Here is a 26,656-nt window from a genome sequence, read left to right as displayed (position 1 = left end):
TAAAACTACACCAATATGGATTAAACTCCATAACTGAAGTGTCAAGGAAGGATTTTGTACAACCCAGAGTAAGCGCTGGGTCTCAAGAGACCGCGATTACTCTACTTATTATCCATGTAGAAGCCCTTTCGGGCTTTATTTCTAAATTAGCTACACCGTATCTTAGCGATACGCTACTTCCATCCCCCGAACAGCGTCATTGATGCAGCCATCGCTGTAAACCTCCTGCCCGTTGACAAAGGTTTTCCAGACTTTATGGTGGAACCGGGTTCCTTCAAAGGGCGACCAGCCGCATTTATACAGTATATTCTCTTTCGTCACCACCCAGTCGGCCTTCGGGTCGACCAGTACCAGATCCGCGTAATAGCCGCTCCGGATATAGCCGCGCTTCTCTATACCAAAGAGATCAGCCGGAGCATGCGCCATTTTCTCGATCACCTTCTCGACAGAGAACAAGCCGTTGGATGCCATTTCGAGCATTGCTACCAACGAATGTTGTACCAACGGACCTCCGGATGCCGCCTTCAAACAGCTTCCTTCTTTCTCAGCGGGTAGGTGAGGGGCGTGGTCGGTGGCCACGATATCCAGCTTGCCATTGTTGATCGCCTCTCGCAAGGCTTCCCGATCGTCGCGTGTTTTAATGGAGGGATTCCACTTGATGCGGTTCCCGTATTTCGCGTAATCAGCATCGTCAAACCAAAGGTGATGCACACAGACTTCGCCGGTAATCTTTTTATCTTTCAGCGGTTTGTCGCTCAAGAGTGTCATCTCCTTCGCAGTCGACAGGTGAAGAATATGCAACCGGCTACCTAACCGCTCGGCCAGTTCCACCGCCTCGGCGGAAGAGGCATAGCAGGCCTCCGCATCCCGTATCTTCGCATGGAAGGAGATATCCAGGTCTTCACCGTATAATCCGGTGTAATAGGCTATGTTTTTCTTGATGATTTCCTCTTTTTCGGCATGCACGGCAATCAACATATTGGCTTCGCCAAAGATACGCTCCAGGGTCTCTTTCTTATCGACCAGCATATTACCTGTCGATGAACCTAAGAAGAGTTTTAAGCCCGGTATGCGTTTTTTGTATATTCGTTTTATCTCCTCCAGGTTATCGTTGGTGGCTCCGAAAAAGAAAGAGTAATTGGCACATGAAGTCTCTGCTGCACGTTGCAACTTCCATTCCAGATCAGCGATTGTCGTGGTCTGCGGCTTCGTATTGGGCATATCCATAAAAGTGGTCACGCCACCGGCCACAGCAGCACGGCTTTCACTGGCGATATCGCCTTTGTGGGTTAATCCCGGCTCGCGGAAATGCACCTGATCATCGATCAGGCCGGGCATTAGCCATTTACCGGCGGCATCGATCACACGATCCGCTTCCTGTTCACGACCGGCAGACAGACTGCCTTCCACAATCTCGCCGATGGTTTCGTCCTCTATCCGGACGGAGCCATCAAATATCCGCCCCTCATTGACGATGCTGGCGTTTTTGATCCATGTAATCATACGTTTGCGATTGCTTTCTTTTGCTTCTGAGGATATTTGCGGAAGAAGCTCCACCATTTGAGTTTGAGCACCCCGAACAGCGCCTCTCCGAAGATCGAGCTGTTCATCTTTGATACACCCAATACCCGGTTTACAAAGATAATAGGCACTTCCGCCAATGTGAATCCGCATTTATAGGCGGTGAATTTCATCTCTACCTGGAAGGCATACCCTTTGAAATGAATCTTCTCCAGTTCGATTGTCTCCAATACCTCCCGGCGATAACACTTGAATCCCGCCGTGGTGTCTTTGATTTTCATACCTGTCACGATACGGACATACATAGAAGCAAAATAGGACATCAACACACGCCCTAAGGGCCAGTTTACCACATTCACGCCATCGATATAGCGCGATCCGATCGATACGTCGGCTCCCTTTAGGGCACACGCCTCATAAAGGGGAATCAAATCGTTCGGGTTATGGCTGAAATCGGCATCCATCTCAAAGATATACCCGTAGGTATGTTCCAATGCCCATTGGAATCCCCGGATATAAGCGGTGCCAAGCCCTTGTTTTCCTTCGCGTTCCACAATAAACAGACGCTCGGGAAACTCCTCTTGCATCCTCTTGACGATAGCAGCTGTCCCGTCGGGCGAGCCATCATCAATAATCAGGATATGAAAAACCTTCTCCAGACCAAAAACGGCCCGGATAATATTTTCAATGTTCTCTTTCTCGTTGTAGGTGGGAATGATAACGATACTATCCGACTTATTCATTTTGCTTTCAATTGGATTAGATTACAAATGTAAGGATTTATTTGTTGTATAAACCTTTTCAACAGCCGGATGTTCGCTAAATCGAGGTTTTTCTCACAATTATCCCTACCTTTGTGCGAAATTTATTCTGCATGAGTAGTTCCGTCATTCTTCTGATTATTATAGCCTATTTTTGTCTCCTTCTTTTAATCGCCTGGATAACCGGACGGAAAAACAGCGGGAACGATGCCTTCTTTCTGGGCAATCGTCAGTCGCCCTGGCTGATTGTATCGATCGGTATGATCGGGACCTCGCTATCGGGCGTCACTTTTGTGTCGGTGCCGGGCATGGTGCGGTCGATTGATATGACCTATATGCAGACAGTGTTGGGCTTTTTTGTTGGATACATCCTGATTGCGAAGATATTACTGCCATTATATTACAAACTGAAACTGACGACAATTTATTCGTACCTCAAGGTTAGGATAGGGCAGAGGGGGTATAAAACAGGGGCCTCCTTCTTTTTGCTTTCCAAAATAGTAGGAGCGGCCGCACGGCTCTATCTGGTGGTGCTTATATTGCAGAATTATGTGTTTAGTGCCTGGCATATTCCGTTTGGGGTGACGGTGGTGATCAGTATTTTTCTTGTCTGGTTATATACCTTTCGCAGTGGGATCAAAACCATTATTTGGACAGATACCTTGCAGGCTATCTGCTTGATAGGTATGCTGATACTGATTATTTGGCAAGTAAAAGATCAAATGGGATTGGATATGCGGGGCATGGTCGATACGATCGCTTCGAGTCCTCATTTCCGGATCTTTGAGTTCGATGACTGGCACAGCACTCAGCATTTTGCCAAACAGTTTTTTAGCGGGATATTTATAACCATTGTGATGACGGGACTCGATCAGGATATGATGCAAAAGAACCTTTCCTGTAAGAACTTACGCGCGGCACAAAAGAATATGTACACATACGGCTTTGCCTTTACGCCGGTGAATTTTCTCTTTCTCTGCTTAGGGGTGTTGTTGATTGTCTTTGCTCAACAGCAACAGATCGCCCTGCCGGAGATGAACGACGACATATTACCGATGTTTTGTGCTTCGGGTATGTTGGGTAATAGTATCCTGATATTCTTTACCATCGGTATTATTGCGGCTGCATTCAGTAGTGCCGATTCGGCATTGACGGCACTGACCACCTCGTTCTGCGTGGATATTCTGGGGATCGAACGCGAGGAAGCCGGGAAGGCCAAGCGTACGCGCCTGAAGGTGCATTTATTGATTTCTGTCTTGTTTGCCCTTATCATAATCGTATTTAAAGCGGTGAATAACAGATCGGTTATTGATGCTATCTACATGATTGCTTCTTATACCTACGGGCCATTGCTCGGACTGTTTGTGTTTGGTTTGTTTACCCGCCGACGTCCGCGCGATAAATATGTTCCTTATATTTGTATTGCATCGCCGTTGATCTGTTTTGCAACCGATCAATTAGTTACTCATTATACGGGGTATCGTTTTGGCTATGAGATGTTGATGTTGAACGGGCTGATTACCTTTGCCGGTTTATGGATAAGTGCTGTCCGCAGAAGCCTGTTGCCGAAAGAACCCTCCGGGAAATAATCAATTAAAAGACGAAGAAATGGAAATCAAAAGTGCTGAATTTGTCATTAGTAATACGGATGTAACGAAGTGTCCGCAAGATAACAGACCCGAATATGCCTTTATCGGGCGCAGTAATGTAGGGAAATCCTCCCTGATCAATATGCTGACCAACCGCAAAGGCTTGGCAATGACTTCGCAGAAGCCGGGGAAGACGCAGTTGATCAACCATTTCCTGATCAACGATGAATGGTATCTGGTCGACCTGCCCGGCTATGGCTATGCCCAGCGCGGAAAAGAGGGACGCGAACGGATACAGAAGATCATCGAAAACTATATCCTGGAACGGGAGGCTATGACCAACCTGTTTGTGCTTTTGGATTGCCGGCATAGTCCACAGAAAATAGACCTGGAGTTTATGGAGTGGTTGGGCGAAAACGGCATCCCTTTTGCGATTATCTTTACCAAGATCGATAAACTCAGTAATTCACGCCTTACCGAGAACCTGGAAGCCTACACAGAAAAGCTGCTTGAAGTCTGGGAAGAGCTGCCTCCGATATTCGTAACCTCCTCAGAAAAGAGGGATGGCCGCGACGAGGTGTTGAATTATATTGAAGAGATTAATAAGAGTTTATAATGAGTCTTTTTTAAGTTTTTCAGACTTATCGCCCTCTTTCTTCCCGCAATTCATTGGCAATATCCTGGTGCTTTTGAGCCAATTCTTCTTCTCCCAGATGGCGGTATGCCTCGGACAGGTATTCATGTGCGGGGGGATGCTTGGGTTTTAAAGACACGGCTTTGTATAGATCAGCCATTGCCTCTTCGTAATACTTTATATGCAAATAGCATTTCCCTCGGTTATAGTGCGCCTTGAAGGAGTTGGGACTAAGCTTTACCGCTTGATTAAAACATGACAAGGCGTCGTATTCTTCCTCTAAATCAGCCAGAGTAATGCCTTTGCGCACCCAGGCATCCACAAAGGTTGGATCGAGTTTGAGGGCTTTATCGAAATTGCGGATAGCGGCACGAGCATCACGGGCTTTCGTAACACATTCGTTGCCCATCAGATAATATTCATGGGCATACTCCTTTTGTACTTCACGTAGGGCATGCAGTTCCTCTTTTAGTTTTTTGTTCTGTTCCGTCAGGGTATTGATCTTGCCCAGTTTGAAACGCAACAAACGCTGTACCTCTTCGCTTTTTAGTTCATTCCGCTTTTCGATGGCTGCGGCAAACGATTCCACCGCCGTTTTCATATCCCCCTTATTAAAGCTAAGAGCGGCTTGTGCATATTGCAGTTCGGCTTCACTCTCGCGGAAGCTGTTTTCTATCAGTTGCGGATTATTAAAGCGTTGACTGAAGGCTACAATCTCTTTGCGCACAAAGATATCGTGGAAAGAGATGCGGTTTCGTAAGACTAATCCTTCCAATGAAGTGCAACGACTGAGGGCAACGTATGTCTGTCCACCGGCAAAAACACCGCCGGTCAGGTCGACTACGACACGACTGAAGGTGAGCCCCTGGCTTTTGTGTACGGTAATGGCCCAGGCCAGACGGATAGGGAGCTGCTCGAAGGTGCCGATAATCTCTTCTTTCACCCGTTTTTCCTTTTCATTATATTTATAGCGATAGTTGCGCCAGGAGGTCATTTCCACCAAATGTTCAGAGCCATTCTCCAGCATCACATACACATTGCCGTTCTCATCGATCCCGGAAACCATGCCGATCGTGCCGTTTACCCAGCGACGCTCGTGATCGTTATCGATAAAGATCACCTGTGCCTGCTCCTTAATGGCCAGGTTAAGCTGGGTGGGGAGGGAGGCTTCGGGGAAGTCCCCGTCGATACGGCCCACAGAGACAAACTCTTCTCCCTGCAACTCTTTGAGTTTGCGCTCATTGATAAAGTCGACCTGGTCGCGTCGGGTGGCCAATGTGATGTACATATCTTCATTGCGCGGTTCGAACTGAGGGAAAAAGCGGGTATTCAATACCTCCAGATGCTGCTTATGGGCTGCATTGTTGCGTATATGATCCAGGATATCGATGAATACCGGATCGGTCTGGCGATAGACCTTCTGCAATTCGATCGGCACCAGGTTGATTTCCTTGAATACCCTGGCCGAGAAAAAGAAGGGCGTGGCATAGAAAAGACTCAGTATCTCCTTCTGATCGGAAGGAACCACCGGCTCTAACTGGAAAATATCGCCGACAAACAATAGTTGCTTGCCGCCGAAAGGCAGACGCGTATTGCCGGAAAATACCCGTAGAATGCGGTCTATCGTATCGATAGTATCCGCCCGTACCATAGAAATCTCGTCGATAATAATCAGTTCGATCTCCTGAATCAGCTTCCGGTGCTTCTTCTGGTATTTAAAGAATTCGAATATGCGTCCGCTTTTTGTGCTCAGATCCGGATCGTCGGGCATCATCGGGCGAAAGGGCAACTTAAAGAAAGAGTGCATCGTAACCCCTTCCGCGTTGATGGCGGCAATACCGGTAGGCGCCAGTACGACATGTTTCTTTTTGGTATGCTTACAGATATATTTCAGAAAGGTCGATTTTCCTGTCCCCGCCTTGCCGGTCAGGAAGACCGACTGGCGCGTATGCGTGATCAATTGCAACGCGTTTTGAAACTCGCTATTATCTGTATCTAATTGGAACTCGAACTCAGCACTCATAATATCGACAAAGATAGTGAAAGTTGAGCGCAATCAAGCTTGCTTGAATAGCCGAAACGCATCCTATCTTATCAAAAGATACAAATTCTATGAAATCATTTGCATTTTCAAAAAAATATGCTTTCATTTGTGATATCATTTTAATATCATAACAAAATCAAATCATGAAAGCATCAGAAACTGTTTTTAAAGGCGTGAAAATGTCAGGCTTTGCCGCCCTGACTGCTTGGTTTATCTTGTTGGCAGGGTTTATTTATCTTATTACTTTGGGACTGACCTGGAGTGTTCTCGTCGGCATAGTCGGCCTGTTTACATTGTTCATCTGCCTGATGGGCTTTATGACTATTGAGCCAAACGATGCGCGGGTGATGGTTTTCTTCGGAAAATACAAAGGGACTATTACGGAAAACGGGTTTATGTGGGTGAATCCTTTCTACAATAAGAAAAAGATAACCCTGCGCGCCCGCAACCTGGATGCTGCACCTATCAAGGTGAACGACAAGGTGGGTAATCCGGTGATGATCGGAGCCGTTATGGTATGGAGAGTGAAAGACACCTACAAAGCGATGTTTAATATCGACTCTTCTTCGTTCTCCGTTGTACAAGCCGGCACAGTAACGATCGGAACCTCCGCCGAACTGTCAAAACATATGCAGAGTTTCGAGAACTTTGTTACGATTCAGAGCGACGCTGCTTTGCGTAAGATCGCCGGCATGTATGCCTATGATTCGCATGAAGCGGAGGGAGATAATGTTACGCTTCGATCTGATGATGGAGAAGTGGCGCGCAAACTGGAGGAAGAACTCAACAGTCGCCTGGCGATTGCCGGTATCGAGATCATCGAAGCCCGCATCAACTACCTGGCTTATGCTGCTGAAATTGCTGGAGTTATGCTGCGTCGCCAGCAGGCCGATGCCATCATCGCTGCCCGGGAAAAAATTGTAGAAGGCGCGGTGAGCATGGTTCAGCTCGCTTTGGATAAATTGGCAAAAGAAGAAATCGTTGATCTGGACGAAGAAAAGAAAGCTGCTATGGTAAGCAATCTATTGGTTGTTCTCTGTGCCGATGAAGCGGCCACGCCGGTACTCAACACAGGAACCCTGCATCATTAAACAAAAAAACTGTAACTGAAAATGGCCAAAAAAGAGAATAAAAGCTTCATATTGCGGATTGATGCTGAGATGATGGAGGCTATTGAAAAATGGGCTGCGGACGAGTTCCGCAGCACAAACGGCCAGATTCAATACATCCTGGATCAGGCCTTGCGTAAAGCCGGACGATCAAAGAAGAAAAAGAAGGGGGACGAGAAGGAGTGAATCCTTAATTGCGGCTGACAAACAACCAGGCTTCTTTGTGCTTTTCAGATTCCCGGATGGAGCTAAGAAAAGACTCCGCATCCTGTTTGTTGTCGAATGTATTGGCATACACCCGATAGCGACCATCTTTGACTATGGTTCCGATATACGGATATTGATCGAGGTCAAGCGTTGAAAGATATTCGTTTGCCTTTGCTTCGTTCGGGAAACTTCCGATAACAATGTGGTAATTCTTAGTACTTTTTGCCGGTTCCGGCATAGCTTCCTCTTTTGTATTCGGTTCAGTTTCTGCCACCACCTCAAGCGATTCTCCAATCGAAACCGTCTCTGCCGGCATCTTATTCAACAGTTCATGTGGAATCATACTGGCGGTATAGGCCGATTGCTGCACATCTGTTACCGGCGTTGATATGATCAGGAACAGGACAATGGCAGCCGCCACGGCGACAGCGCTACGCACAAACCGCATATTGACAGGCAGGTAGAACACGTCTTTCTTTTGCTTTTCCGGAAGAATAACCCCTGTTTCGTCGCGCTCTATCATAGGAAGCTGCGGGAAATGGAAAGAAGGCAATCCGTAATAATCTACATTGAAGTGATTTGTTTTTGCCGGATGGTAAACGATCTGCCCTTCATCACCCAGGGTGAGGGAGCCTAATTGCTCGAAAGCCACTTTCCTAAAACGGCGGAGTTGCGCCAGGAGTTCAGCTACATCTTCTTCCACCATCATTTGAGCTTTACGGAAATCGGTCTTGTAGGACTGCATATAGGACTCTGTCAACAGTCCATCGTTGTGTTGCAGCGAACAGTTAAAGACCACCTCCTTATGCATCGGCTCGAAGAAATGCGTCACCTTCTCACGGGAGGAGGCGACAGTTTGTAATACAAAACCACCCGCCTTGGGCACAATCACACAATCATGTACCAATAGCAACCGTTCGATATGTTTTGTTATTCGAAGCATAGGTGCAAAGGTAGCCAATTTTTGTTACTTACCCAAAAGATCTATTAATATCGAGGGATATTGGAACTATTTCTATTTAATAGTTGTTATTTGGAATAGAAATGTTGCAATATGGACCTTTTGTAATCGTTTTAAATGTACGAAATTTACTGTATAATATTTAACTGATATAGAGATGAGGATAGCATTAGTTTTAAGGCAAGAGCAGAAAGAGGTCGAAGACCGTATCAGTCGAGTGATCGTATTCGATGTAGAGAATGACAAGGTAGTAGGAGTGGAAAATGTGGATGTGGCATCAGCCGATCTGAACACCCTCTCCAATTGGGCCCTCACCGAACAGGTGGAAGAGATATTTGTCCCTGAGGCGAACGACAGAGTAAAGCCCTATTTCAATCTGAAAGGAATAGAAATGAAGGCGTATGATGAGTTAGGAGACAACAAACTGTTTCAAACATTTATAGTGTAAAGTGACTTTTTCGATTCAAAGGAAAGGCTGCCTCCCGAAAGGGAAAGCAGCCTTTTTCTATATCTATACAATACAAGTAAAATAATTACTCAATCATCTGCACACTTCGCTTGATAAACTGGCTGAGGGCTTCACCTTTCAGCATGCCGTTGGCCAACAGAGCCAGGTCGATCAACTGACTAACCATTTTGTTCGTGCCGGCATATTCGGCGATGATCGCATCGCGCTGTCCGCGCAGTTCTTCCAACTTTTTGTCGGTGTTGGCCTTGTCTTCTTTCTCTTCGGAGGTGATTTCTTCCTCTTTCTTCTTACTCTGTGCCTCCTGAAGGTCAGCCTGACGAGCCTCCCAGCCTTTGATATCGGCAGCAATCGGCGTGATCTTGTCATTTAGAGCCAGCTCTTCATCCGCCAATACTTTTTTCACCAACGCATGATCGGTGTTTAATACCAGGTTATAGCTGTCGGGCAGTTCGCCATAGAAAGACATGCCAGGTTGCATAGCCGCCATTTCACGCATACGGCGCATATATTCACTTTGAGTCAGCATCACCGGATTACTGTTTTCGCCTAAGGCTTCGAAAGTAACCATAAACTCTGTTTTCTCGATCTGGGGAAGCTGCGTCTTGAACATCTGCCGCAAAGCGTTCTGCTGTTCTTCATCGAGTGTCACCTTGTTGGCATCGCTTTTGCGGATCAGGTTATCAACCGTATCGCTGTCGACACGCACAAAACGTGTCTTCTCAAACTTCTGCTCCAACTGCCCGATCACGTGCGCATCCAATTGTCCATCCATAAACAATACGCTGTAGCCTTTGTCTTTCGCTGCATGGATATAGCTATACTGCTCTTCCCGGTTGTTGGTGTAGAGATAGATTAGGTTTCCTTCTTTATCTGTTTGATTCTCATTTACCAACGTTTTGTATTCCTCGAAAGTGAAATAGGTATTATCCACATCTTTCAACAGGGCAAACTTAGCCGCGCGGTCGTAAAACTTCTCGTCGCTCAGCATACCATACTGGATGAAAAGTTTCAGACTGTCCCATTTCTCTTCAAACTGAGGACGGTCGCTCTTGAAGATCTCTTCCAGGCGGTCGGATACCTTCTTGGATATATGGTTGGAGATCTTTTTCACATTCTGATCGCTCTGCAGATAGGAGCGCGACACATTCAATGGAATATCCGGTGAATCGAGCACACCATGCAACAGGGTCAGAAACTCCGGAACGATGCCTTCTACCGAATCAGTTACAAAGACCTGATTGCAGTATAGTTGGATCTTATTCCGGTTCAGGTCGATATTGCTCTTGATGCGTGGGAAATAAAGAATCCCTGTCAGGTTGAACGGATAATCCACATTCAGGTGAATCCAGAACAGTGGCTCTTCCGCCATCGGATAGAGGTCGCGGTAGAACTTCTGATAGTCTTCGTCGGTCATATCAGCCGGCTTGCGCACCCAAGCCGGTGTGGTGTCGTTGATGATGTTATCTTCTTCCGTGTCGACATATTTACCATCTTTCCATTCCTGTTTCTTGCCGAAAGCGATCGATACCGGCAGGAAGCGGCAATATTTAGTCAACAAACCGAGCAACTTCTCTTTGGTAAGGAAATCTTTATTCTCATCGTCGATATACATGATGATATCGGTACCACGATCGGCCTTTTCAGTTTCCTCCATGGTGTATTCAGGATCGCCCTCGCAGCTCCATTTCATAGCGACAGCACCCTCTTTGTACGATTTGGTGACAATCTCCACCCGTTTAGAGACCATAAAAGAGGAGTAAAAGCCTAAACCGAAATGACCAATGATTGAGGCCGCGTCGTTTTTATACTTCTCTACAAACTCTTCGGCACCAGAGAAGGCGATCTGGTTGATATACTTATCGATCTCATCGGCCGTCATACCGATACCACGGTCTGAAACAACGATCTTCTCGTCATCGAAACTGACACGGACTGTCAGATCGCCCATTTCACCTTTGAAATCGCCTACCGATGCCAGCGTCTTCAGTTTCTGGCTCGCGTCGACTGCGTTTGATACAATTTCGCGCAGGAAGATTTCGTTGTCACTGTAGAGGAACTTCTTGATAATGGGGAATATATTTTCACTCGTTACCCCAATGTTACCTTGTTTACTCATCGTTCTTTATTTTTATGTAGTTATACTATTGTTTGTTCTTTATTCACTACTCTTTCCTATACAAAAGAGATGCCAAAAAGGGCAGGAGAGGGGAAGTTTCTTTCCGACTGACACATTTGCAGACATAAAAAAGAGAAATTGTCATTTGATACTAACGGATTTTTACTAATTTTAACGACACAAACGACTTTTACTATGACGCATCTGCATGATTTCATAGGCGACCTGGCCCTTATCCTTATCACGGCAGGTATCGCTACTATACTTTTCAAATGGCTGAAACAACCGGTAGTATTGGGCTATATTGTAGCCGGATTTATAGCCGGTCCTTATATTACATGGCTTCCGACGGTGACCGATATGGGAAACGTAGAGATATGGTCGGAGATTGGTGTGATCTTTCTTTTGTTTGCGCTCGGGCTTGATTTCAGTTTCAAGAAACTGATGGACGTAGGTGGGACGGCCTCCATTGCGACATTGATCAATATGGGCTCGATGATTCTGATAGGGTATATTGTCGGGCAACTGCTCGATTGGTCGCAAATGGATAGTATCTTTCTCGGGGGTATGCTCTCCATGTCGTCGACCACCATTATTATCAAAGCCTTTAATGATATGGGGTTGCAAAAGCAGAAGTTTGCCGGTATTGTATTCGGTATGCTGATCGTCGAAGACCTGGCAGCTATCCTGATGATGGTATTGTTGTCGACGGTTGCCGTAAGCCATACCATCGAAGGGGTGGAACTGTTGAATAGCCTGTTGCGCCTGATGTTCTTCGTATTGGTATGGTTTATCGTAGGTATTTACCTGATCCCCACGATGCTTAAGAAGCTGGGGCGGTATCTGAACGACGAAACCCTGTTGATTGTCTCGATCGGTCTTTGCCTGGGCATGGTCTTGTTTGCCTCAAAGGTTGGATTCTCAGCAGCGCTTGGGGCATTTATTATGGGATCTATTCTGGCGGAAACAGTTAAGGCAAAGGCGATAGAGCATCTGGTAGAGCCTATCAAAACCTTTTTTGGGGCTATCTTTTTCGTTTCTGTAGGTATGATGCTCGATCCGAATATAATCGTAGAGTATGCCACACTCATCGTTGTGCTCACTTTAGTGGTACTCGTAGGGCGTATTATTTTTGCCACCCTGGGGGTGTTAGCTTCCGGAGAGGGGCTGAAAGTGGCGATACAGGCAGGCTTTAGCCTGGCACAGATCGGGGAGTTCTCTTTTATCATCGCTACGTTGGGCAATAGTCTGGGGGTGATCAGCAACACGCTTTACCCGATTATTGTCGCCGTATCCATCATTACCACCTTCACTACGCCCTATTGCATTCGCCTCTCGACACCCTTCTACAATTGGATAGAAAAACATACGCCTGCCAATCTGACCCGCTTACTGGAAGGCTATGCCTCTTCGAACCTAAAGACGGTAAACAAACGCACGCATTGGAATCGTTTATTGCGTAGTATACTGCAGTTTACAGCCGTTTATGCAACGGTCTCTTTAGCCGTTGTCTACCTGAGCGAATACTTCATTACGCCTTTTATTTTAGAGAATGTGCCGGCTATTTGGGGGCGGTTATTGGCGGCTACCATCACGCTTATCCTGATGGCGCCCTTCCTGCGTGCCATCATGATGAAGAAGAACCGCTCGGAAGAATTCAAGTCTTTGTGGGAAGACAACCACTTCAACCGCGGAGCCTTGATCTCGCTGATTGTACTTCGTGTGGTTATATGTATCGGCTTAACCATGATGGTATTGACGCCTCTGTTTCCGAACGCCACGGTTTGGCTATGGGTTATCTCCGGTGGTGTGGTTACCTGTATCATCTTCTTCCAGGGCTTTAAGACGCAATCGCGGCGTATGGAAGCACGCTTCTTAGAGAATCTGAACCAGAAACAGCTGTTTGAAGAGAAGCGGGCACCCATACATCCGAAGATTGCCAATGCCTTATTGTCGAAAGATATCCACCTGGAAGAGATAGATGTGTCGCCCTCTTCGCCCAAAATAGGGAAGACCTTGCGCGATCTTGACCTCAGAAGTCGCTATGGCGTGAATGTGGTCTCTATCATCCGTGGAAGCCAGAAGATCAATATCCCGGATGCCAACGAGCGTATCTATCCTTATGATAAAATGATTGTGGCCGGATCGGATGAAGATATCCAGAACATGACCAAGGTGATTGCCGACCGGGCACAGGTGGAGATACCGGAAGAGACTCCCACCTACCAGATCAGCTTATCACAATATGTGGTGGAACCCGGCTCTCCCCTGATCGGAGAAACGATCCAGTCCATGAATATACAAAACCAGACAGAATGTATGATTATCAATATCGAACGCGACGACGTCTCCATTATCCATATCTATCCCGACTTTATGTTCGAAGAAGGCGACACACTATTGCTTGCCGGTGAAAAGGAGAAGCTCAACGCGTTTGAAGAAAATCTGGGATTGATCCCGCCTTTTATCGGGATATTACATACCGATGCACATTAATCGATCGATAAGGTTCGTATATTCCGGGCGTTTTCCAGGTAGTGGATGGTCTGATTATCGATCCATCCCGGACGCGAAATGCCGTAGGCTTCCCTTTGGTTGACATCAAATCCGGTCAATTGACTAAATTGTTTCTTTTCGATATCATAGACCCAAAGCTGTGTGTTTCCAGAACGGTTCGAACTGAAAGCGATTCTCTTTTTGTCGGGAGAGAGGGATATATCCGTATCGATCCATTGGGAGTGGAATATATTTTCGCATTTGTCGCTGTTGACAGATGCCTTATATACACAAGAATAATACGGATATTCATATGCTGTTTCTCTTGCCTCAAAGATAAAATCTTCGTTGTTGATCCAATCGATACTTTCCAAACTGCTGAATTCATCTCGCTTTAGGATGTTTGCAATCTCTTTTGTTTCCATGTCGAACAGACGGATAGAGTACTTCCGTTCAGTGGCGTCATCCAGCGAAGTGTACAGGATCTTTTTGCAATCGGGTGAGATGGCCAGACGGAACATATAGGAGGCAGGCTCTGTAAATAGGATTGATTCCTCTTTTGTCTTCAGATCATACAAGATAACAGTTTTATCACTTCCGATAACCGTGGAATACACAACCATATTCCCGTCACTGCTCCAGCAAACATCATACAGAGAGCGATTTTCATTGATCATTTCTCTTTCTGAACCATCCAGGTTGGATACCAGCAATGGATTCTTATTTTCACTATTCAAAAAGGTGTTGAACACAATTTTTTTATTCGTCGGACAGTAGCGTATGTGATTAATAAAATCGCTCGTGTTTGCTTCTTGAAAGATAAACTGGGGTTTTACTTCCCGGTTAGGAACAACCATAATAGTCGGTGACACCTCCGAATCATAGTCCTTCCGAGAGGATTCTACATAGAAATAAACCGTTTTTCCATTCTCCAGGTCTTTAATCGTATATTCTAAATAGGACTCTTTTCGGTTCTTTAATTCAGCCACCTTGGTGAAATTCTTATCCGAGTCAAACGATTGGTAGATGGTAAATTTCTCAGGTTCAAGATCAGGCAGCATGATGCACTTGGTATTTGCATCTTCGTAATGCAGTTTGCTACCCCAGGCAACGGTTACTTGTCCATCGCCAATGGTGGTCTTTTCCATGCGTACAGTGCGTAATTTTCCGCTATTTTCTTCCGGATCGTCAAAATCGAAACCGTTATCACAGGCCGAGAACAATAAAACAGACAGGACGAAAGCAAATAAACAGGACTTTTTCATAAGATTATCTTTTACTGTGTTTCTATTATGATGCAATAAGCATTTGAAATGTTGCACTATAAAATATAAAAAGGTTACCAACCCATTCGCCGGTAACCTTCTCTCGATTATATTATTTATTTCAAGCCTCTTCTTTCGGCTCTTTCTTCTTTACTTCGGTGGTGATCTGTTGTTCTTCTTTGTTGAAGCCGACAATGATCTCATCACCTTCGCCCACCGATGCCCGAATGATCATCTCTGCCATTTCATCTTCCAGGTATTTCTGGATGGCACGTTTCAATGGACGGGCGCCAAACTGTACATCATATCCCTTGGAGGCGATGTAATCCTTCGCATCATCGGTAATAACTAATTTGTAACCCAGGTCTTCAACACGCTTGTAAAGTCCCTTCAGTTCGATGTCGATAATCTGATGGATCGATGATTTATCTAATTGGTCGAACATAATGATATCATCCACACGGTTCAGGAACTCAGGAGCAAAGGCCTTATTCAACGCCTTTTGTATCACGCCGCGCGAGAAATCTTTATCCGCTTCGCTTGCCGCCTGTGCCTGGAAGCCGATGCCACGTCCGAAGTCTTTCAACTGACGGGTACCGATATTGGATGTCATGATCACAATCGTATTCTTGAAATCAATGCGGCGTCCCAGACTGTCGGTCAGGCGCCCTTCGTCTAACACCTGCAGGAGCAGATGGAACACATCCGGATGTGCCTTCTCGATCTCATCGAGCAATACAACCGAATAGGGTTTGCGGCGCACTTTCTCCGTCAACTGTCCGCCCTCTTCGTATCCCACGTATCCCGGAGGCGCACCGATCAGGCGCGATACGGCAAACTTCTCCAGGTATTCGCTCATATCAATACGAATCAGAGAGTCAGCCGAGTCAAACAGATATTCCGCCAACTTCTTTGCCAGGTGTGTCTTACCCACCCCTGTCGGCCCCAGAAACATAAAGGTACCGATCGGCTTGTTCGGGTCTTTCAGTCCGACACGGTTGCGCTGAATGGCTTTTACGATTTTGCTCACCGCTTCATCCTGGCCAATCACCTGCTTTTTCAGGATATTACCCATTTCCAATAGGCGGGCATTCTCCGTGGTGGCAATACGTTGAACCGGCACGCCTGACATCATGGCAACCACTTCGGCCACCTTGTCTTCGTCGACCGTTTCACGATGTTCCTGCATCTCCTGTTCCCACTTGGCTTTCGCTGCCTCCAGCTGCAACAGGTATTGACGCTCTTTGTCACGGAAGCTGGCAGCCAGCTCAAAATTCTGCGATTTCACAGCAGCCAGCTTCTCCGCTTTCGTATCTTCAATTTTTCCTTCCAGCTCTTCGATGCTCTTAGGAACAATGATATTGGATATATGTACACGCGATCCGGCTTCATCCAGGGCGTCGATCGCCTTATCCGGGAAGTTACGGTCGCTGATATAACGTTCTGTCAATTTGACACACGCCGTAAGCGCACCGTCCGTATAGGTCACGTTGTGATGCTCTTCGTAGCGCGGTTTGATGTTTTTCAATATCTGTAATGTCTCTTCCGCTGTGGTCGGATCGACGATTACCTTTTGGAAACGACGTTCCAGGGCACCGTCTTTCTCAATACTCTTGCGGTATTCATCCAGTGTAGTCGCCCCAATACATTGTATCTCACCACGCGCCAACGCCGGTTTCAACATATTGGCTGCGTCCATAGCACCCGAAGCCGAACCGGCTCCGACAATCGTATGAATCTCGTCGATAAACAGGATGATATTCGGATTCTTGGAAAGCTCGTTCAGGATCGCTTTGATTCGTTCCTCGAACTGTCCGCGGTATTTCGTTCCGGCGACAATCGATGCCACATCCAGACTTATCACACGCTTGTCGAACAGGATCCGCGATACCTTACGTTGGGTGATCCGAAGCGCCAGCCCCTCTACGATGGCCGACTTACCAACACCCGGCTCACCAATCAACACCGGATTATTCTTCTTGCGACGACTCAGGATCTGTGCCAGGCGTTCGATCTCCGTCTCACGTCCGATAATCGGATCCAGACGGTTTTCGGCGGCTGCACGGGTCATATCGGTACCGAAATTATCGAGTACAGGTGTGTCATTCGGCGACTTCGGCTGATTGCCACTCTGTCCACGCGGACTGTCCTTGCGGGAAGCAAAATCATCTTCGTCATCATCTTCATCGTCGATGTATCCGTCGCTTATCTCATCTACCTCCTCATATTCGGTCAATCCGCTGCCGCTTACCAAATGATTGTAAACGCTGCGGTAGTTAACACCCTCTTTGTTCAACACCCGGGCAGCCACATTAAATTCCTCTTTAAGTATGGCTAAAAGCAAGTGTTCGGTTCCGGTTTCCGTACTTTTGAACATACGGGCTTCCAATACGCTCATGCGCAGTACGCGTTCGGTGGTTTTAGACAGGGCAATCTCCTGCTGGTTGTCGTCGTCCGCATCGGCCGTATTGCGAATATCCTGTTCGATATTCTTTTTTATGCCAACCGGATCCGCATTCAAGTCATGCAGAAGCTGTATCGCTTTCCCTTCACCGTCGCGGATGATGCCCAGCATCAAATGCTCCGGTCCTATATAGCTATTTTGAAGACGCATAGCCTCTTCACGACTATATTCGATCACATCCACCAGTCTCTTAGTATAGTTTTGTTTCATCTTTCTGTTTCTTCTTATTTGTATCTATGCAAATATAATCATCTCATTTAATAAACAACAAATACTATGCCATTGTTTTGAGAATGACGAAAGTGTCCAAAACGCAAAAATACCATTTGTCAAATTGATAGCAAAAAGTCGGTTTTGCTTTACAATATGATACGTTAAAAAGTGTTACTCGCAGGACTAATTTTAAATACCCCTACGTTTTTGGAAAAATAGTCGGGCGATTTTGACAAAATGTCAGATGCTGAACTGTGATTTTTTTGAACCGCAGGATAGAGTATGATGTGATTGTCTGATTAAAAAAGATGACTCTGATGGATGCTTTTCTTCAAATCGGAGAAAAGGGGAAGGAGAAAGGAGAAGGGAGAAAGGGAATAGGAATCGAAGATCGCTTAGCCGAAGGCGCAGAGCAAATAGGAGATGTTGGCACAGGTGGCACAGATAACACTATGCTTGAGTTTATTTATGTGACTGAAGGTCACAGCAGGCCTGCAAGGCCGAGTCCCAACGGGACGAAGACTTAGCCCACGGGTAAGCAGGTTGAAGGCCTGCGCCACCCTGGGATTCCATGGATATATAAAAATGAGTTCTGTAAGAACGAAAGAAAAAAACCAATATTCACAGGCGCTATCCTATCATAATATCTATCGTTCTTTCAGAACTCCATTTATTGTATTGTTGTGATACCCAGGGTGGCGCAGGCTTTCAGCCTGCTTACCCGTGGGCTAAGTCTTCGTCCCGTTGGGACTCGGCCCTTCAGGCCCTCTGTGGCCTTCAGCCATGAATATATATCCCAATTCCTTCAAACCTTCCAATCTTCCAAAATCTGAAGATTTCCATGACAGCAGATCCGAGTGACCTTCGGTCATCTATTTCCCCCCAAAAGCAAAGCTAACAGGCAGGTAAACAGGGGAGGGGATGGTGTAATCGCCCACTTTGATATTGGGACGCAGTTGGAGGGTGATTTGTGATTGCTGGTCGTTCACGCCGACAATGTTCTTTACGACATTGACTACGGCATCTTTGCTATCGCCTTTCAACAGTGTAGCCAGGTCGAAGCCGATGGTCAGTGGCAGTTGTTGTTTGCCTCCGGCAGCGATATTGAGCGCCTGGTTGATGCTTCCGGTGGTAAACTGCACCCCATCGATCTGCAGGATATATTGCAGTCCCTGCAGGAAAGCGGCTGATTGATTAGGATTGGTTATGTCCAGATTGAGATTAAAATGGAGTGGCACAGAGCTGGCCTGTCCGGTTAACAGGGGTGTCAGTTGCAACAACTGCATCGCGTTAACGCCTTTTGACAGATCCATGCCTGCCAGTTGCAGGTTGGTTATCGAGTTATAATCAAATTTACACTGTGTCAGGTTGTAGGCACCACTTACCTGTTTGGCTACATCGCAGCCTTGCAATAGGACACAAGCCAGTAACAGAGAGAGAAAATGTTTTAGTTTCATATCAAAATAATTTTATAGTGTATGTATATATAAACCGCGAAAGCCTGATTTGTTCAATCAGGCAACAAAAATAGGTAAAAAGAAGGTTCTATCCTTTCAACATATAGCCTTTTCTTGGGATGGCGACTATCCGGATGGTCGGATCATGGGCGATCGCCCGGCGGATATAGGTGATCTGCACATTCAATGCCAGGGAGTTCGTATACGAGGGATCGCCCCAGACTTGTGTGAGCAGGATGTCACGACTGACAGCCACCTCTTTGTTGCGCGCCAACAGACGTAAGATGTCAGCCTGCCGTGAGGTGATCAGTGCTTTATTATTGCCGACACGCAGTTCATTGGTACTGTAATTGAAGGTGGTTTGTCCGAATGTATAGGTCTCTTCTTCGACTACATCCGTAATATGAAGCTCCAGCCGCTCTTTGATACGTGCCAGAAGCTCTTCCGGATAAAAAGGTTTGGCCAGGTAATCATTACCCTTCAGGCTGAATCCTTTCAGGCGATCGCTTTTGTCGGAGCGGTCAGAAAGAAAGAAGATCAATGTGTGCCGGTCGGTCTCGCGTATCTTTTCTGCTACTTCAAAGCCATTCAGGCCGGGCATATTGATATCCAGTAACACCAGATCCGGTTTAATAAGTGGGAACTGCTCCCAGGCTTTCTCACCGTTGCCGGTATAGGTCACTTCGTAGCCCTCCTTTTCCAGGAAGCGTTTGATCACGAGTGAATACTTCAGATCATCGTCGGCAAAGAGTATTTTCAGATGACGGTTCATTGCGGTAAATATAATGTGATGCTGGTTCCTTCGCCCAGGCGGCTATCTAAGGAGACCCGTCCATGGTGCGCTTCGCTGATCAGTTTCACGTAGCTTAAGCCCAAGCCTAATCCCGGAATGGTTTTGTCGGGGATCTGGCTACTTCGGTAGAATTTGGCAAATACCTTCTCTTGCTCCACCAGCGGAATGCCAATGCCATTATCCGAGACGGTAAGGCATAATTGCTGTTCTCTCCGCCGGGCTTCGATGGTGATCACCACCCGGTCGCCGGAATACTTGATCGCATTCTCAATCAGATTACTAAGCACATTCGCCACATGGATCGGATCAGCCTCAATACAGGGCGACTCCATATCGAAACAGGTAGAGAAGTCGACCCGTTTTCCCGCAGGAATATGCGTCAGGCGAATCACCTTCTCGATCAGTTCCTTCAGATCGAACCGGCTGATATGCAACGGGGTCATCTCATCGTCCGCACGTACCATATCCCGCAGTTTGTTCAGGTATGCAGAGAGGTTGTCCAGTTCAAACATGGAGTCCTGCACGATCTGTTCTGTCATCATCTCGTCGGAACGCATCTCTTTGTCGCTCAGGAAGGCAACAAATGTTTTAAGCGTTTGCACCGGGCGTTTCAGTTCGTGAATCATCGTGTTGACAAAATGCTTGCGCATTTCTCCTATTTTCCGCTGCTTGAGAATGGTAGAAATCTGGAAAACAATACAACCGATCAATAACAGGATCAAGCCGAAAGAGAGAAGTAGCTGTGTTGCCATCTGCCGGAAAAGGGGCATAGGGGGAATGGTTGCTTTCACCTTGACACCAAGCTGCTGAAATGGATTGTACGCGTAATATACCTGAACGGCAGGAGCATATGGCATGCCTGTTTTTGTGCCGTAGGATTGCATAAAAACGGTATCAGCAGCGCTTTCCCAAGGGGTTATATGAAAATCTATTTCGGGGAGAGATTGACGGATCAGGGAGTCTAAAAGAGCCGCTTCAAATGGCCTGTTCTTATGCACAAAAGCCCTACTCATTCCGATAACGATGGAGTCTTCCGACAGATTATTCGGGAAAGAGAATCGCATGAGTACCGAATCCGGTTTGGCTATGGCGGCCATCCCGCTTTGGGACACTTTTGCCAGATTCAATAGGGAATCCATATTCTGTTTGAGCAATTCGTCCAGGCTGTTATCATCATGCAGCCGATTGTTCTCTCCGTTGTAGAACGACATAACTGTTTTCCGGCTTTTCACATTGCCTGAGTCTTTTTGAGCAAATTCCAGATCGCGTTTGATAGAATAGGAGAAAGATCCTCCACCTTCTTCTTTTCGGATCGTATATTCTTCATCACCGGCCTCCAGGATTTTCTGAATGATCTCGTTTGCATAGATATCGGCTTTGTATTGGTATTGGGTGTACAGCCAGTTGCCTTGCACGCCAATGACAAGCAGCGCCGACAAGAGCGACAATATCCACACTATTTTGATTCTCCTCTCCATGTACTTTGTTTTGTGCAAATATAAACGCTCTTTACCTACTGACAATGTACGCGAACGCCTTTTATCCGTTGAGTAATATTTCAGTAATATAATCCGAGCCGATATATCTCATGCCTCTTTTACTTTTGCCTCCGTGAAACAATTAAAAAGAACAGCTATATGAAAACAATTATCCGAGCCACACTCGTGTTGGCAGTACTTTTTACGATGCCCTTGGCAAAGGCACAAATCATGGTTTATTCGAATGCTCCGGTTCAAACGGAACCGATTGATAAAGCCCAGTTTTCCGTTCAGTACGACATGACCTTCCTGCGTGACACCTTAAAAGAGGAGCGTAGAGAGGAGGAGACCATGATTTTGAGAATAGGGAAACAGGTCTCTCAGTTTTATAGCTTCTCTAAGTATATGACGGACTCCCTGGCGACTGAAGCCTTAGCAAGCGGTGCCTCGCAGGATGTCTTGATGGGTATTTTTAAGAAGTATGTAGCGAAAGTCACTTATCAGGTATTTAAGAATTATCCTTCCGGCAAGGTGACCCTATTGGAACATATAGGCATGAATCGTTTTCGCTGTGAAGAGGAAAATGAACGTCCTGTATGGGAACTGCACACTGATACCCTAACGATCCTGACCTATCCCTGCCGGAAGGCGACCTGTCGCTTCAAAGGAAGGGACTATGAGGCCTGGTTTACCACAGAGATCCCCCTGAGCGAAGGTCCCTGGAAGCTACATGGCTTGCCCGGCCTGATCCTGAAAGCGGCAGACAGTCGCGGGCATTACACTTTTGAGGCAACAGCCATAACGCAAAACAACGGGGAAGATATCCTGTTTGCCGGCAAAGACTTCGAACCCATCACCCGGAAAAACCTGAATAAGGTGTACGAACGCTTTGCCGCGGATCCGGTAGGGTTTGTGACCTCCACCTCGCCCAATGTGAAAGTGACCATTCGGGGAGAAGATGGGCAAGCGACCTCGGCACCGAAAAATACACCTTATAACCCGATCGAATTAGAATAAAAACATGAAAAGGACACATTGCCTATTCACTCTTTTGATCTCTCTGATTTTTTCATCATACAGCTCTTTTGCCCAGACTGTTTTGCGGGGGATGGTTATGGATGCAGAGACCGCTCTGCCGGTAGAAATGGCTACCGTGCAACTCCTTCGGCAAAACAGTGGGCAATTGATCAGTTATGCTTTGACAGATGAGAAAGGGGCATTCACCCTGTCGACCGCTCAGATCGATGAGCCATTGGAAATCGTCATCTCTCTGCTTGGGTATGAAACCAAGAAGATAGTTGCGGAGACCGATAAGAATATGTTAATCAATCTGACACCTAAGGTGTTTGCCATTCGGGAGGTCGAGGTACGTCCCGGAAGGGTATGGGGCAATCGGGATACGATCAATTATGATGTCTCTCAATTCATTTCTCCTAAAGACGATTCAATTAAGGATGTGATCCGTAAACTGCCCGGGATTGATGTGGACGATGTGGGGCGGATCTCCTACAATGGGAAACATATCAGTAACCTATATGTGGAAGGAATGGATATCTCCGATAGCCGTTACGGGCAGATCACCAACAACCTGGATGCAAAAGCTGTCGAGAAGGTACAGTTGCTTGAGAATCATCAGCCGATCCGTATCCTGAAAGACAAGGTGAATACGGAAGATATTGCCATTAACCTGAAGCTGAAAGAGGATTTCAAAGATAAATGGATGGTGACACTACAGGGCGGGGCTGGTCTCTCGGAGTCTTCTGTATTATGGGATGCCAACCTCTATGCCATGCAGTTAGGGCGTAAGAGCCAATCGGTCTACGGGTATAAATCAAACAACCGGGGCGTGGATGTGACGGAGGAGATGATGGAATTAGGACAGTTATCCTTTTACCAAACACAGGAACCGGCTGTTCCCTCTTTTCTCTCTATGCCCTCTTTCTCTGCGCCTTTGAAACAAGAGAAGATGCTGTTTAACGATACGCATACCCTCTCTGCCAACCGACTGTATAAATTGAACGAGACGATGCAGCTGCGAATCAACGCGGGGTATGTGTATGACGAGCGAAAGCAGGAAGAGGGCAGTGAGACGACCTATTTCCAAATAGGCGACACCGTGTCGGTAACCGAGCAGCGCCATGCCCGTTTGCGCAACGAGCGAGGTGAATTAAAGCTTACGCTCGAGAACAATGCAGATTCTCACTATATGAACAATCGCTTCACCACATCGGGCGAGTGGGGGAGATCCTTCGATCAATATAGTACCGAACGGCTTATTAAGCAAGCGATGAAACGAACGGATCTAATGCTGAAAAACGATTTCAAAACAAACTGGAACCGAGGTGCCTATACCTATGAGGTGCGGTCGTTTCTTCGTTTCCATCACCTGCCTTCGGAGCTTACGGTAGACGGAATGAAGGAGCGTTTGCCTATCAATCAGTTCTATGGCGACCATTCCTTTTCGCTTATCCGCAAGAAGGGCATCGTTTCCCATCGCTATTCGGCCGGCATCAAAGGGGAGGCAAACACGATAGAGAACGGATATACCCCTTATGCAACGGCCCATTGGCAGATCGACTACCGGAAGTGGCAAACGAACCTGACTCTTCCTGTTACGTTTACCCATTACCCAGGGATTGATTTCTCGCGCTTCCAAGGTAGTCCGTTGCTTTATATACGCTATAAGTATAATTACGCCTGGCAATTCTCTCTAAGCGCAAGCTACCGGGAGGCGTATGGAGATATCATTTCTTTGTATGATCGTCCCTATCATACCAATTACCGGCATATCAGGCAACAGATAGGAGAGTTACCGATTCGACGTACACAAGGCTATAATCTGTATGGAGAATATAAGAACACGGTGAATGAGTTCTTTGCTACGCTTACCCTGAGCCACTCGCGCAACTGGTCGAATCAGACCTATGAGCAAATCGTCGATCAGCAGCAAACTCTTTTACTTGCTCATAAGATATCGAACCAAGGAGAAGGGTGGGGGGTGAGAGGCACGCTTTCTAAGGGCTTCTATGATTGGAATATGAAGACTTCGCTTGACTTCCAGTTCTCCACACAGGAATCAGAAATGATCAGCCAGGGCGAACGCCTATCTTCTCAAATGCGCTTTATGCAGTATGAACCCAAGATCACCTGGTCGCCCACGCGTCGCTGGGAAGCCGCCTATCAAGGAAACTTCCGTTATGGTGGCAATAAGATTGGGGGAAACCGTCTGACTCCCTTATGGAATGTGGTGCAGAAACTAAGTGTTTCTTACGCGCTTTTCCCGATCGAATTCAATCTTTCGGCTGACCATTATTATAACGACATTGATAAGAGGAAATCTGTAAATGCCTTTTTCCTCGATGCTATGCTTCGCTGGAAAACGGCTTCCTGGCAGTTCGACTTTATCCTCTCCAACCTTTTCGATAAGAAGCAGTATAGCTACACTCAATACAATGCGTTACAAAGCTATACCTCCTGGATACATATCCGCGGGAGAGAGGCCTTGATCTCAGCCAGATACAAGTTCTAACAGTAATGAAACGAATTGGTATAAAAAAACGCGGGAACCATCCTTTTGTAAAGGATAATTCCCGCTCATCATTCATTAGTGGTAATATTTGTGTCTTTTAAGTGGTTTTTTCGTTGTCTCTTTTAGAAGCTTCTATACATATCAAAACAGCTTCTTCTTATTTTTTCCAATATTTTTCAATCTCTTCCAGTGATTTCCCTTTGGTTTCCGGAACCATCTTCCAAACAAAGAGCATGGATAAGACAGCCATTAATCCGTAGAACCCGTAAGTCATCGGTTCGCTAAAGCTCATCATAGACGGATAAGTCGATGAGATGAAGAAGTTAGCTGCCCATTGTGCCGCTACTGCGATAGCAACCGCCTGTCCGCGAATCTTATTCGGGAATAGTTCGGAGATGTAAACCCAACAGATCGGTCCCCAAGACATCATAAAAGAGGCCGTGAAGATGATGATAAATACCAATGTCAGGATATTGATAATCTGAAAGTGTGCTAAAATAGCTACGGCAAACATACCCACTGCCATACCAATAGAGCCAATGATCAACAAAGGCTTACGTCCCAGCTTATCTACTGTCATGATCGCCAGTACAGTAAAGATTACATTAACCAATCCCATCACAATGGTTTGTAGCATAGAGGCATCTCGTCCGGCACCCATGTTCTCAAAAATGGTCGGGGCGTAATATAGTACGACATTGATTCCTACAAACTGTTGGAATACAGAGAGTAATACACCGATGATGATTACTTTTTTGCCATAAGACAATAGTTTGCCTTTCGTATTTTCAGATACTGTAGCAACAATCTCTTCCAGGATTTGTTTCGCTTTTTCCTTGTTTATGTTGATCTTTTCCAGCACACTCAGTGCTTTATTCTCTTCACGTATCAACGCCAAATAACGCGGTGTTTCCGGAACGAAGAAAAGGAAGAGGAAGAACAAACCGGCAGGAATAGCCTCTGAGGCAAACATATAACGCCATCCCATATCGTGTACCCATTCAGTCGTTTGCCCTTTAGCAATACCCCAGTTCACAAAGTAAACCACAAGCATACCAAAGATAATCGCAAACTGGTTGAAGGATACCATCCGTCCACGCATATCCGCAGGAGCAATCTCTCCGATATAGGTAGGACATACAGCCGACGCTAAACCGACACCGATACCTCCGATAATACGATAACAGTTAAAAGCCAACAGCAGGCCAATAGAGGCTTCCCCTTTTGTGAAGAACAGTACTTCGGGGTAAGCGGAGGTCAAAGCCGAGAGGAAGAAGAGGAAACCCGCGATTTGCAGACTTCTCTTTCGTCCGTAACGATTGGATAGAAAACCGGAAATCAGACCTCCGATAATACAGCCAATCAAGGCACTGGATACGGTAGCTCCCAAAGCAAAATCACCCAATTCGTTTGGCGTAATGAAATTAGCTTTGATGGAATCAACCGTACCGGAGATAACTGCCGTATCGTAACCGAAAAGCAGCCCTCCCAAGGTAGCAACCAAGGTGATTGCAAAGATATAGGTCGAATTGTATTGTTTCATGGTAATC

19 protein-coding genes are annotated in these 26,656 nt (G+C 46.3%); 8 read left to right on the top strand and 11 right to left on the bottom strand.

The annotated features are described in order from the left end of the window. Window positions 1-162: 162 nt before the first annotated feature. Complete coding sequence (locus M2134_RS12760; protein WP_280751700.1) at window positions 163-1,503, bottom strand: dihydroorotase; 1,341 nt, start codon at window positions 1,501-1,503, stop codon at window positions 163-165. Continuing rightward, window positions 1,500-2,264, bottom strand: coding sequence for a polyprenol monophosphomannose synthase (locus tag M2134_RS12755; RefSeq protein ID WP_280751699.1), 765 nt, complete (start codon window positions 2,262-2,264; stop codon window positions 1,500-1,502). Before M2134_RS12755 ends, M2134_RS12760 begins: the two co-directional genes overlap by 4 nt. Before the next feature lie 131 nt (window positions 2,265-2,395). Here M2134_RS12755 and M2134_RS12750 point away from each other — a divergent pair, with 131 nt between their 5' ends. Then, on the top strand, window positions 2,396-3,871 hold the full coding sequence (locus tag M2134_RS12750) for a sodium:solute symporter (RefSeq protein WP_280751698.1): 1,476 nt from the start codon (window positions 2,396-2,398) through the stop codon (window positions 3,869-3,871). Window positions 3,872-3,890: 19 nt separating this feature from the next. Beyond that, the gene (gene yihA, locus M2134_RS12745; RefSeq protein ID WP_280751697.1) at window positions 3,891-4,487 is read left to right on the top strand and encodes a ribosome biogenesis GTP-binding protein YihA/YsxC; all 597 of its coding nucleotides are present in this window, start codon (window positions 3,891-3,893) and stop codon (window positions 4,485-4,487) included. Window positions 4,488-4,512: 25 nt separating this feature from the next. Here yihA and M2134_RS12740 read toward each other — a convergent pair whose 3' ends face one another. After that, entirely contained in the window at window positions 4,513-6,528 is a 2,016-nt protein-coding gene (locus M2134_RS12740) for an AAA family ATPase (protein WP_280751703.1), read from the bottom strand. A gap of 164 nt (window positions 6,529-6,692) precedes the next feature. Between M2134_RS12740 and M2134_RS12735 the strand changes: the two genes are divergently transcribed. Further along, complete coding sequence (locus tag M2134_RS12735; RefSeq protein ID WP_280751696.1) at window positions 6,693-7,640, top strand: SPFH domain-containing protein; 948 nt, start codon at window positions 6,693-6,695, stop codon at window positions 7,638-7,640. Window positions 7,641-7,661: 21 nt separating this feature from the next. After that, a complete protein-coding gene (locus tag M2134_RS12730) occupies window positions 7,662-7,844 on the top strand; it encodes an Arc family DNA-binding protein (protein WP_280751695.1) in 183 nt (60 codons plus the stop codon). Between the two features lie 4 nt (window positions 7,845-7,848). Here the strand turns inward: M2134_RS12730 and M2134_RS12725 are convergent, their stop codons facing one another. Continuing rightward, window positions 7,849-8,808 carry an SPOR domain-containing protein gene (locus M2134_RS12725; RefSeq protein ID WP_280751694.1) on the bottom strand — a complete coding sequence of 320 codons (960 nt, stop codon included), beginning with the start codon at window positions 8,806-8,808 and terminating at the stop codon, window positions 7,849-7,851. Window positions 8,809-8,983: 175 nt separating this feature from the next. Between M2134_RS12725 and M2134_RS12720 the strand changes: the two genes are divergently transcribed. Beyond that, window positions 8,984-9,274, top strand: a complete 291-nt coding sequence (locus M2134_RS12720; protein ID WP_280751693.1) for a hypothetical protein — start codon at window positions 8,984-8,986, stop codon at window positions 9,272-9,274. 85 nt (window positions 9,275-9,359) lie between these two features. On the opposite strand, the gene htpG is transcribed toward M2134_RS12720, so the two are convergent. Next, window positions 9,360-11,411, bottom strand: coding sequence for a molecular chaperone HtpG (gene htpG, locus M2134_RS12715; protein WP_280751692.1), 2,052 nt, complete (start codon window positions 11,409-11,411; stop codon window positions 9,360-9,362). Between the two features lie 195 nt (window positions 11,412-11,606). Here htpG and M2134_RS12710 point away from each other — a divergent pair, with 195 nt between their 5' ends. Then, the gene (locus tag M2134_RS12710; protein ID WP_280751691.1) at window positions 11,607-13,907 is read left to right on the top strand and encodes a cation:proton antiporter; all 2,301 of its coding nucleotides are present in this window, start codon (window positions 11,607-11,609) and stop codon (window positions 13,905-13,907) included. On the opposite strand, the gene M2134_RS12705 is transcribed toward M2134_RS12710, so the two are convergent. The 5 genes from M2134_RS12705 to M2134_RS12685 form a co-directional block, all read right to left on the bottom strand. Then, entirely contained in the window at window positions 13,904-15,172 is a 1,269-nt protein-coding gene (locus tag M2134_RS12705; RefSeq protein ID WP_280751690.1) for a hypothetical protein, read from the bottom strand. The two genes, M2134_RS12710 and M2134_RS12705, sit on opposite strands and share 4 nt — an antisense overlap. A 121-nt stretch (window positions 15,173-15,293) precedes the next feature. Then, entirely contained in the window at window positions 15,294-17,846 is a 2,553-nt protein-coding gene (locus M2134_RS12700) for an ATP-dependent Clp protease ATP-binding subunit (protein WP_280751689.1), read from the bottom strand. A gap of 875 nt (window positions 17,847-18,721) precedes the next feature. Further along, entirely contained in the window at window positions 18,722-19,306 is a 585-nt protein-coding gene (locus M2134_RS12695; RefSeq protein WP_280751687.1) for an LEA type 2 family protein, read from the bottom strand. An 88-nt stretch (window positions 19,307-19,394) separates the two neighbouring features. Beyond that, window positions 19,395-20,078: a response regulator transcription factor gene (locus M2134_RS12690; RefSeq protein ID WP_280751686.1), complete on the bottom strand. Its 684-nt coding sequence runs from the start codon at window positions 20,076-20,078 to the stop codon at window positions 19,395-19,397. Further along, entirely contained in the window at window positions 20,075-21,577 is a 1,503-nt protein-coding gene (locus M2134_RS12685) for a HAMP domain-containing sensor histidine kinase (RefSeq protein WP_280751685.1), read from the bottom strand. Before M2134_RS12685 ends, M2134_RS12690 begins: the two co-directional genes overlap by 4 nt. Window positions 21,578-21,736: 159 nt before the next feature. Between M2134_RS12685 and M2134_RS12680 the strand changes: the two genes are divergently transcribed. After that, the gene (locus M2134_RS12680) at window positions 21,737-22,594 is read left to right on the top strand and encodes a GLPGLI family protein (RefSeq protein ID WP_280751684.1); all 858 of its coding nucleotides are present in this window, start codon (window positions 21,737-21,739) and stop codon (window positions 22,592-22,594) included. A gap of 4 nt (window positions 22,595-22,598) precedes the next feature. Then, window positions 22,599-25,106 (top strand): carboxypeptidase-like regulatory domain-containing protein, encoded by a 2,508-nt coding sequence (locus M2134_RS12675; RefSeq protein ID WP_280751683.1) that lies wholly within the window; start codon window positions 22,599-22,601, stop codon window positions 25,104-25,106. 157 nt (window positions 25,107-25,263) lie between these two features. On the opposite strand, the gene xylE is transcribed toward M2134_RS12675, so the two are convergent. Next, window positions 25,264-26,649 carry a D-xylose transporter XylE gene (xylE, locus tag M2134_RS12670; RefSeq protein WP_280751682.1) on the bottom strand — a complete coding sequence of 462 codons (1,386 nt, stop codon included), beginning with the start codon at window positions 26,647-26,649 and terminating at the stop codon, window positions 25,264-25,266. Window positions 26,650-26,656: the final 7 nt, after the last annotated feature.

This window comes from Parabacteroides sp. PM6-13 (assembly GCF_029892605.1).
Lineage (GTDB): Bacteria > Bacteroidota > Bacteroidia > Bacteroidales > Tannerellaceae > QVMG01.
Note: the sequence above shows the minus strand (reverse complement) of the source record. Positions and strands in the feature narration are given on the sequence as shown.

Coding starts and splice junctions, on each gene's coding strand:
- M2134_RS12750 (WP_280751698.1), top strand. CDS start 2,396: ATGAGTAGTTCCGTCATTCTTCTGATTATTATAGCCTATTTTTGTCTC.
- M2134_RS12720 (WP_280751693.1), top strand. CDS start 8,984: ATGAGGATAGCATTAGTTTTAAGGCAAGAGCAGAAAGAGGTCGAAGAC.
- htpG (WP_280751692.1), bottom strand. CDS start 11,411: ATGAGTAAACAAGGTAACATTGGGGTAACGAGTGAAAATATATTCCCC.
- M2134_RS12695 (WP_280751687.1), bottom strand. CDS start 19,306: ATGAAACTAAAACATTTTCTCTCTCTGTTACTGGCTTGTGTCCTATTG.
- M2134_RS12685 (WP_280751685.1), bottom strand. CDS start 21,577: ATGGAGAGGAGAATCAAAATAGTGTGGATATTGTCGCTCTTGTCGGCG.
- M2134_RS12705 (WP_280751690.1), bottom strand. CDS start 15,172: ATGAAAAAGTCCTGTTTATTTGCTTTCGTCCTGTCTGTTTTATTGTTC.
- M2134_RS12760 (WP_280751700.1), bottom strand. CDS start 1,503: ATGATTACATGGATCAAAAACGCCAGCATCGTCAATGAGGGGCGGATA.
- M2134_RS12755 (WP_280751699.1), bottom strand. CDS start 2,264: ATGAATAAGTCGGATAGTATCGTTATCATTCCCACCTACAACGAGAAA.
- yihA (WP_280751697.1), top strand. CDS start 3,891: ATGGAAATCAAAAGTGCTGAATTTGTCATTAGTAATACGGATGTAACG.
- M2134_RS12725 (WP_280751694.1), bottom strand. CDS start 8,808: ATGCTTCGAATAACAAAACATATCGAACGGTTGCTATTGGTACATGAT.
- xylE (WP_280751682.1), bottom strand. CDS start 26,649: ATGAAACAATACAATTCGACCTATATCTTTGCAATCACCTTGGTTGCT.
- M2134_RS12710 (WP_280751691.1), top strand. CDS start 11,607: ATGACGCATCTGCATGATTTCATAGGCGACCTGGCCCTTATCCTTATC.
- M2134_RS12735 (WP_280751696.1), top strand. CDS start 6,693: ATGAAAGCATCAGAAACTGTTTTTAAAGGCGTGAAAATGTCAGGCTTT.
- M2134_RS12740 (WP_280751703.1), bottom strand. CDS start 6,528: ATGAGTGCTGAGTTCGAGTTCCAATTAGATACAGATAATAGCGAGTTT.
- M2134_RS12700 (WP_280751689.1), bottom strand. CDS start 17,846: ATGAAACAAAACTATACTAAGAGACTGGTGGATGTGATCGAATATAGT.
- M2134_RS12730 (WP_280751695.1), top strand. CDS start 7,662: ATGGCCAAAAAAGAGAATAAAAGCTTCATATTGCGGATTGATGCTGAG.
- M2134_RS12680 (WP_280751684.1), top strand. CDS start 21,737: ATGAAAACAATTATCCGAGCCACACTCGTGTTGGCAGTACTTTTTACG.
- M2134_RS12690 (WP_280751686.1), bottom strand. CDS start 20,078: ATGAACCGTCATCTGAAAATACTCTTTGCCGACGATGATCTGAAGTAT.
- M2134_RS12675 (WP_280751683.1), top strand. CDS start 22,599: ATGAAAAGGACACATTGCCTATTCACTCTTTTGATCTCTCTGATTTTT.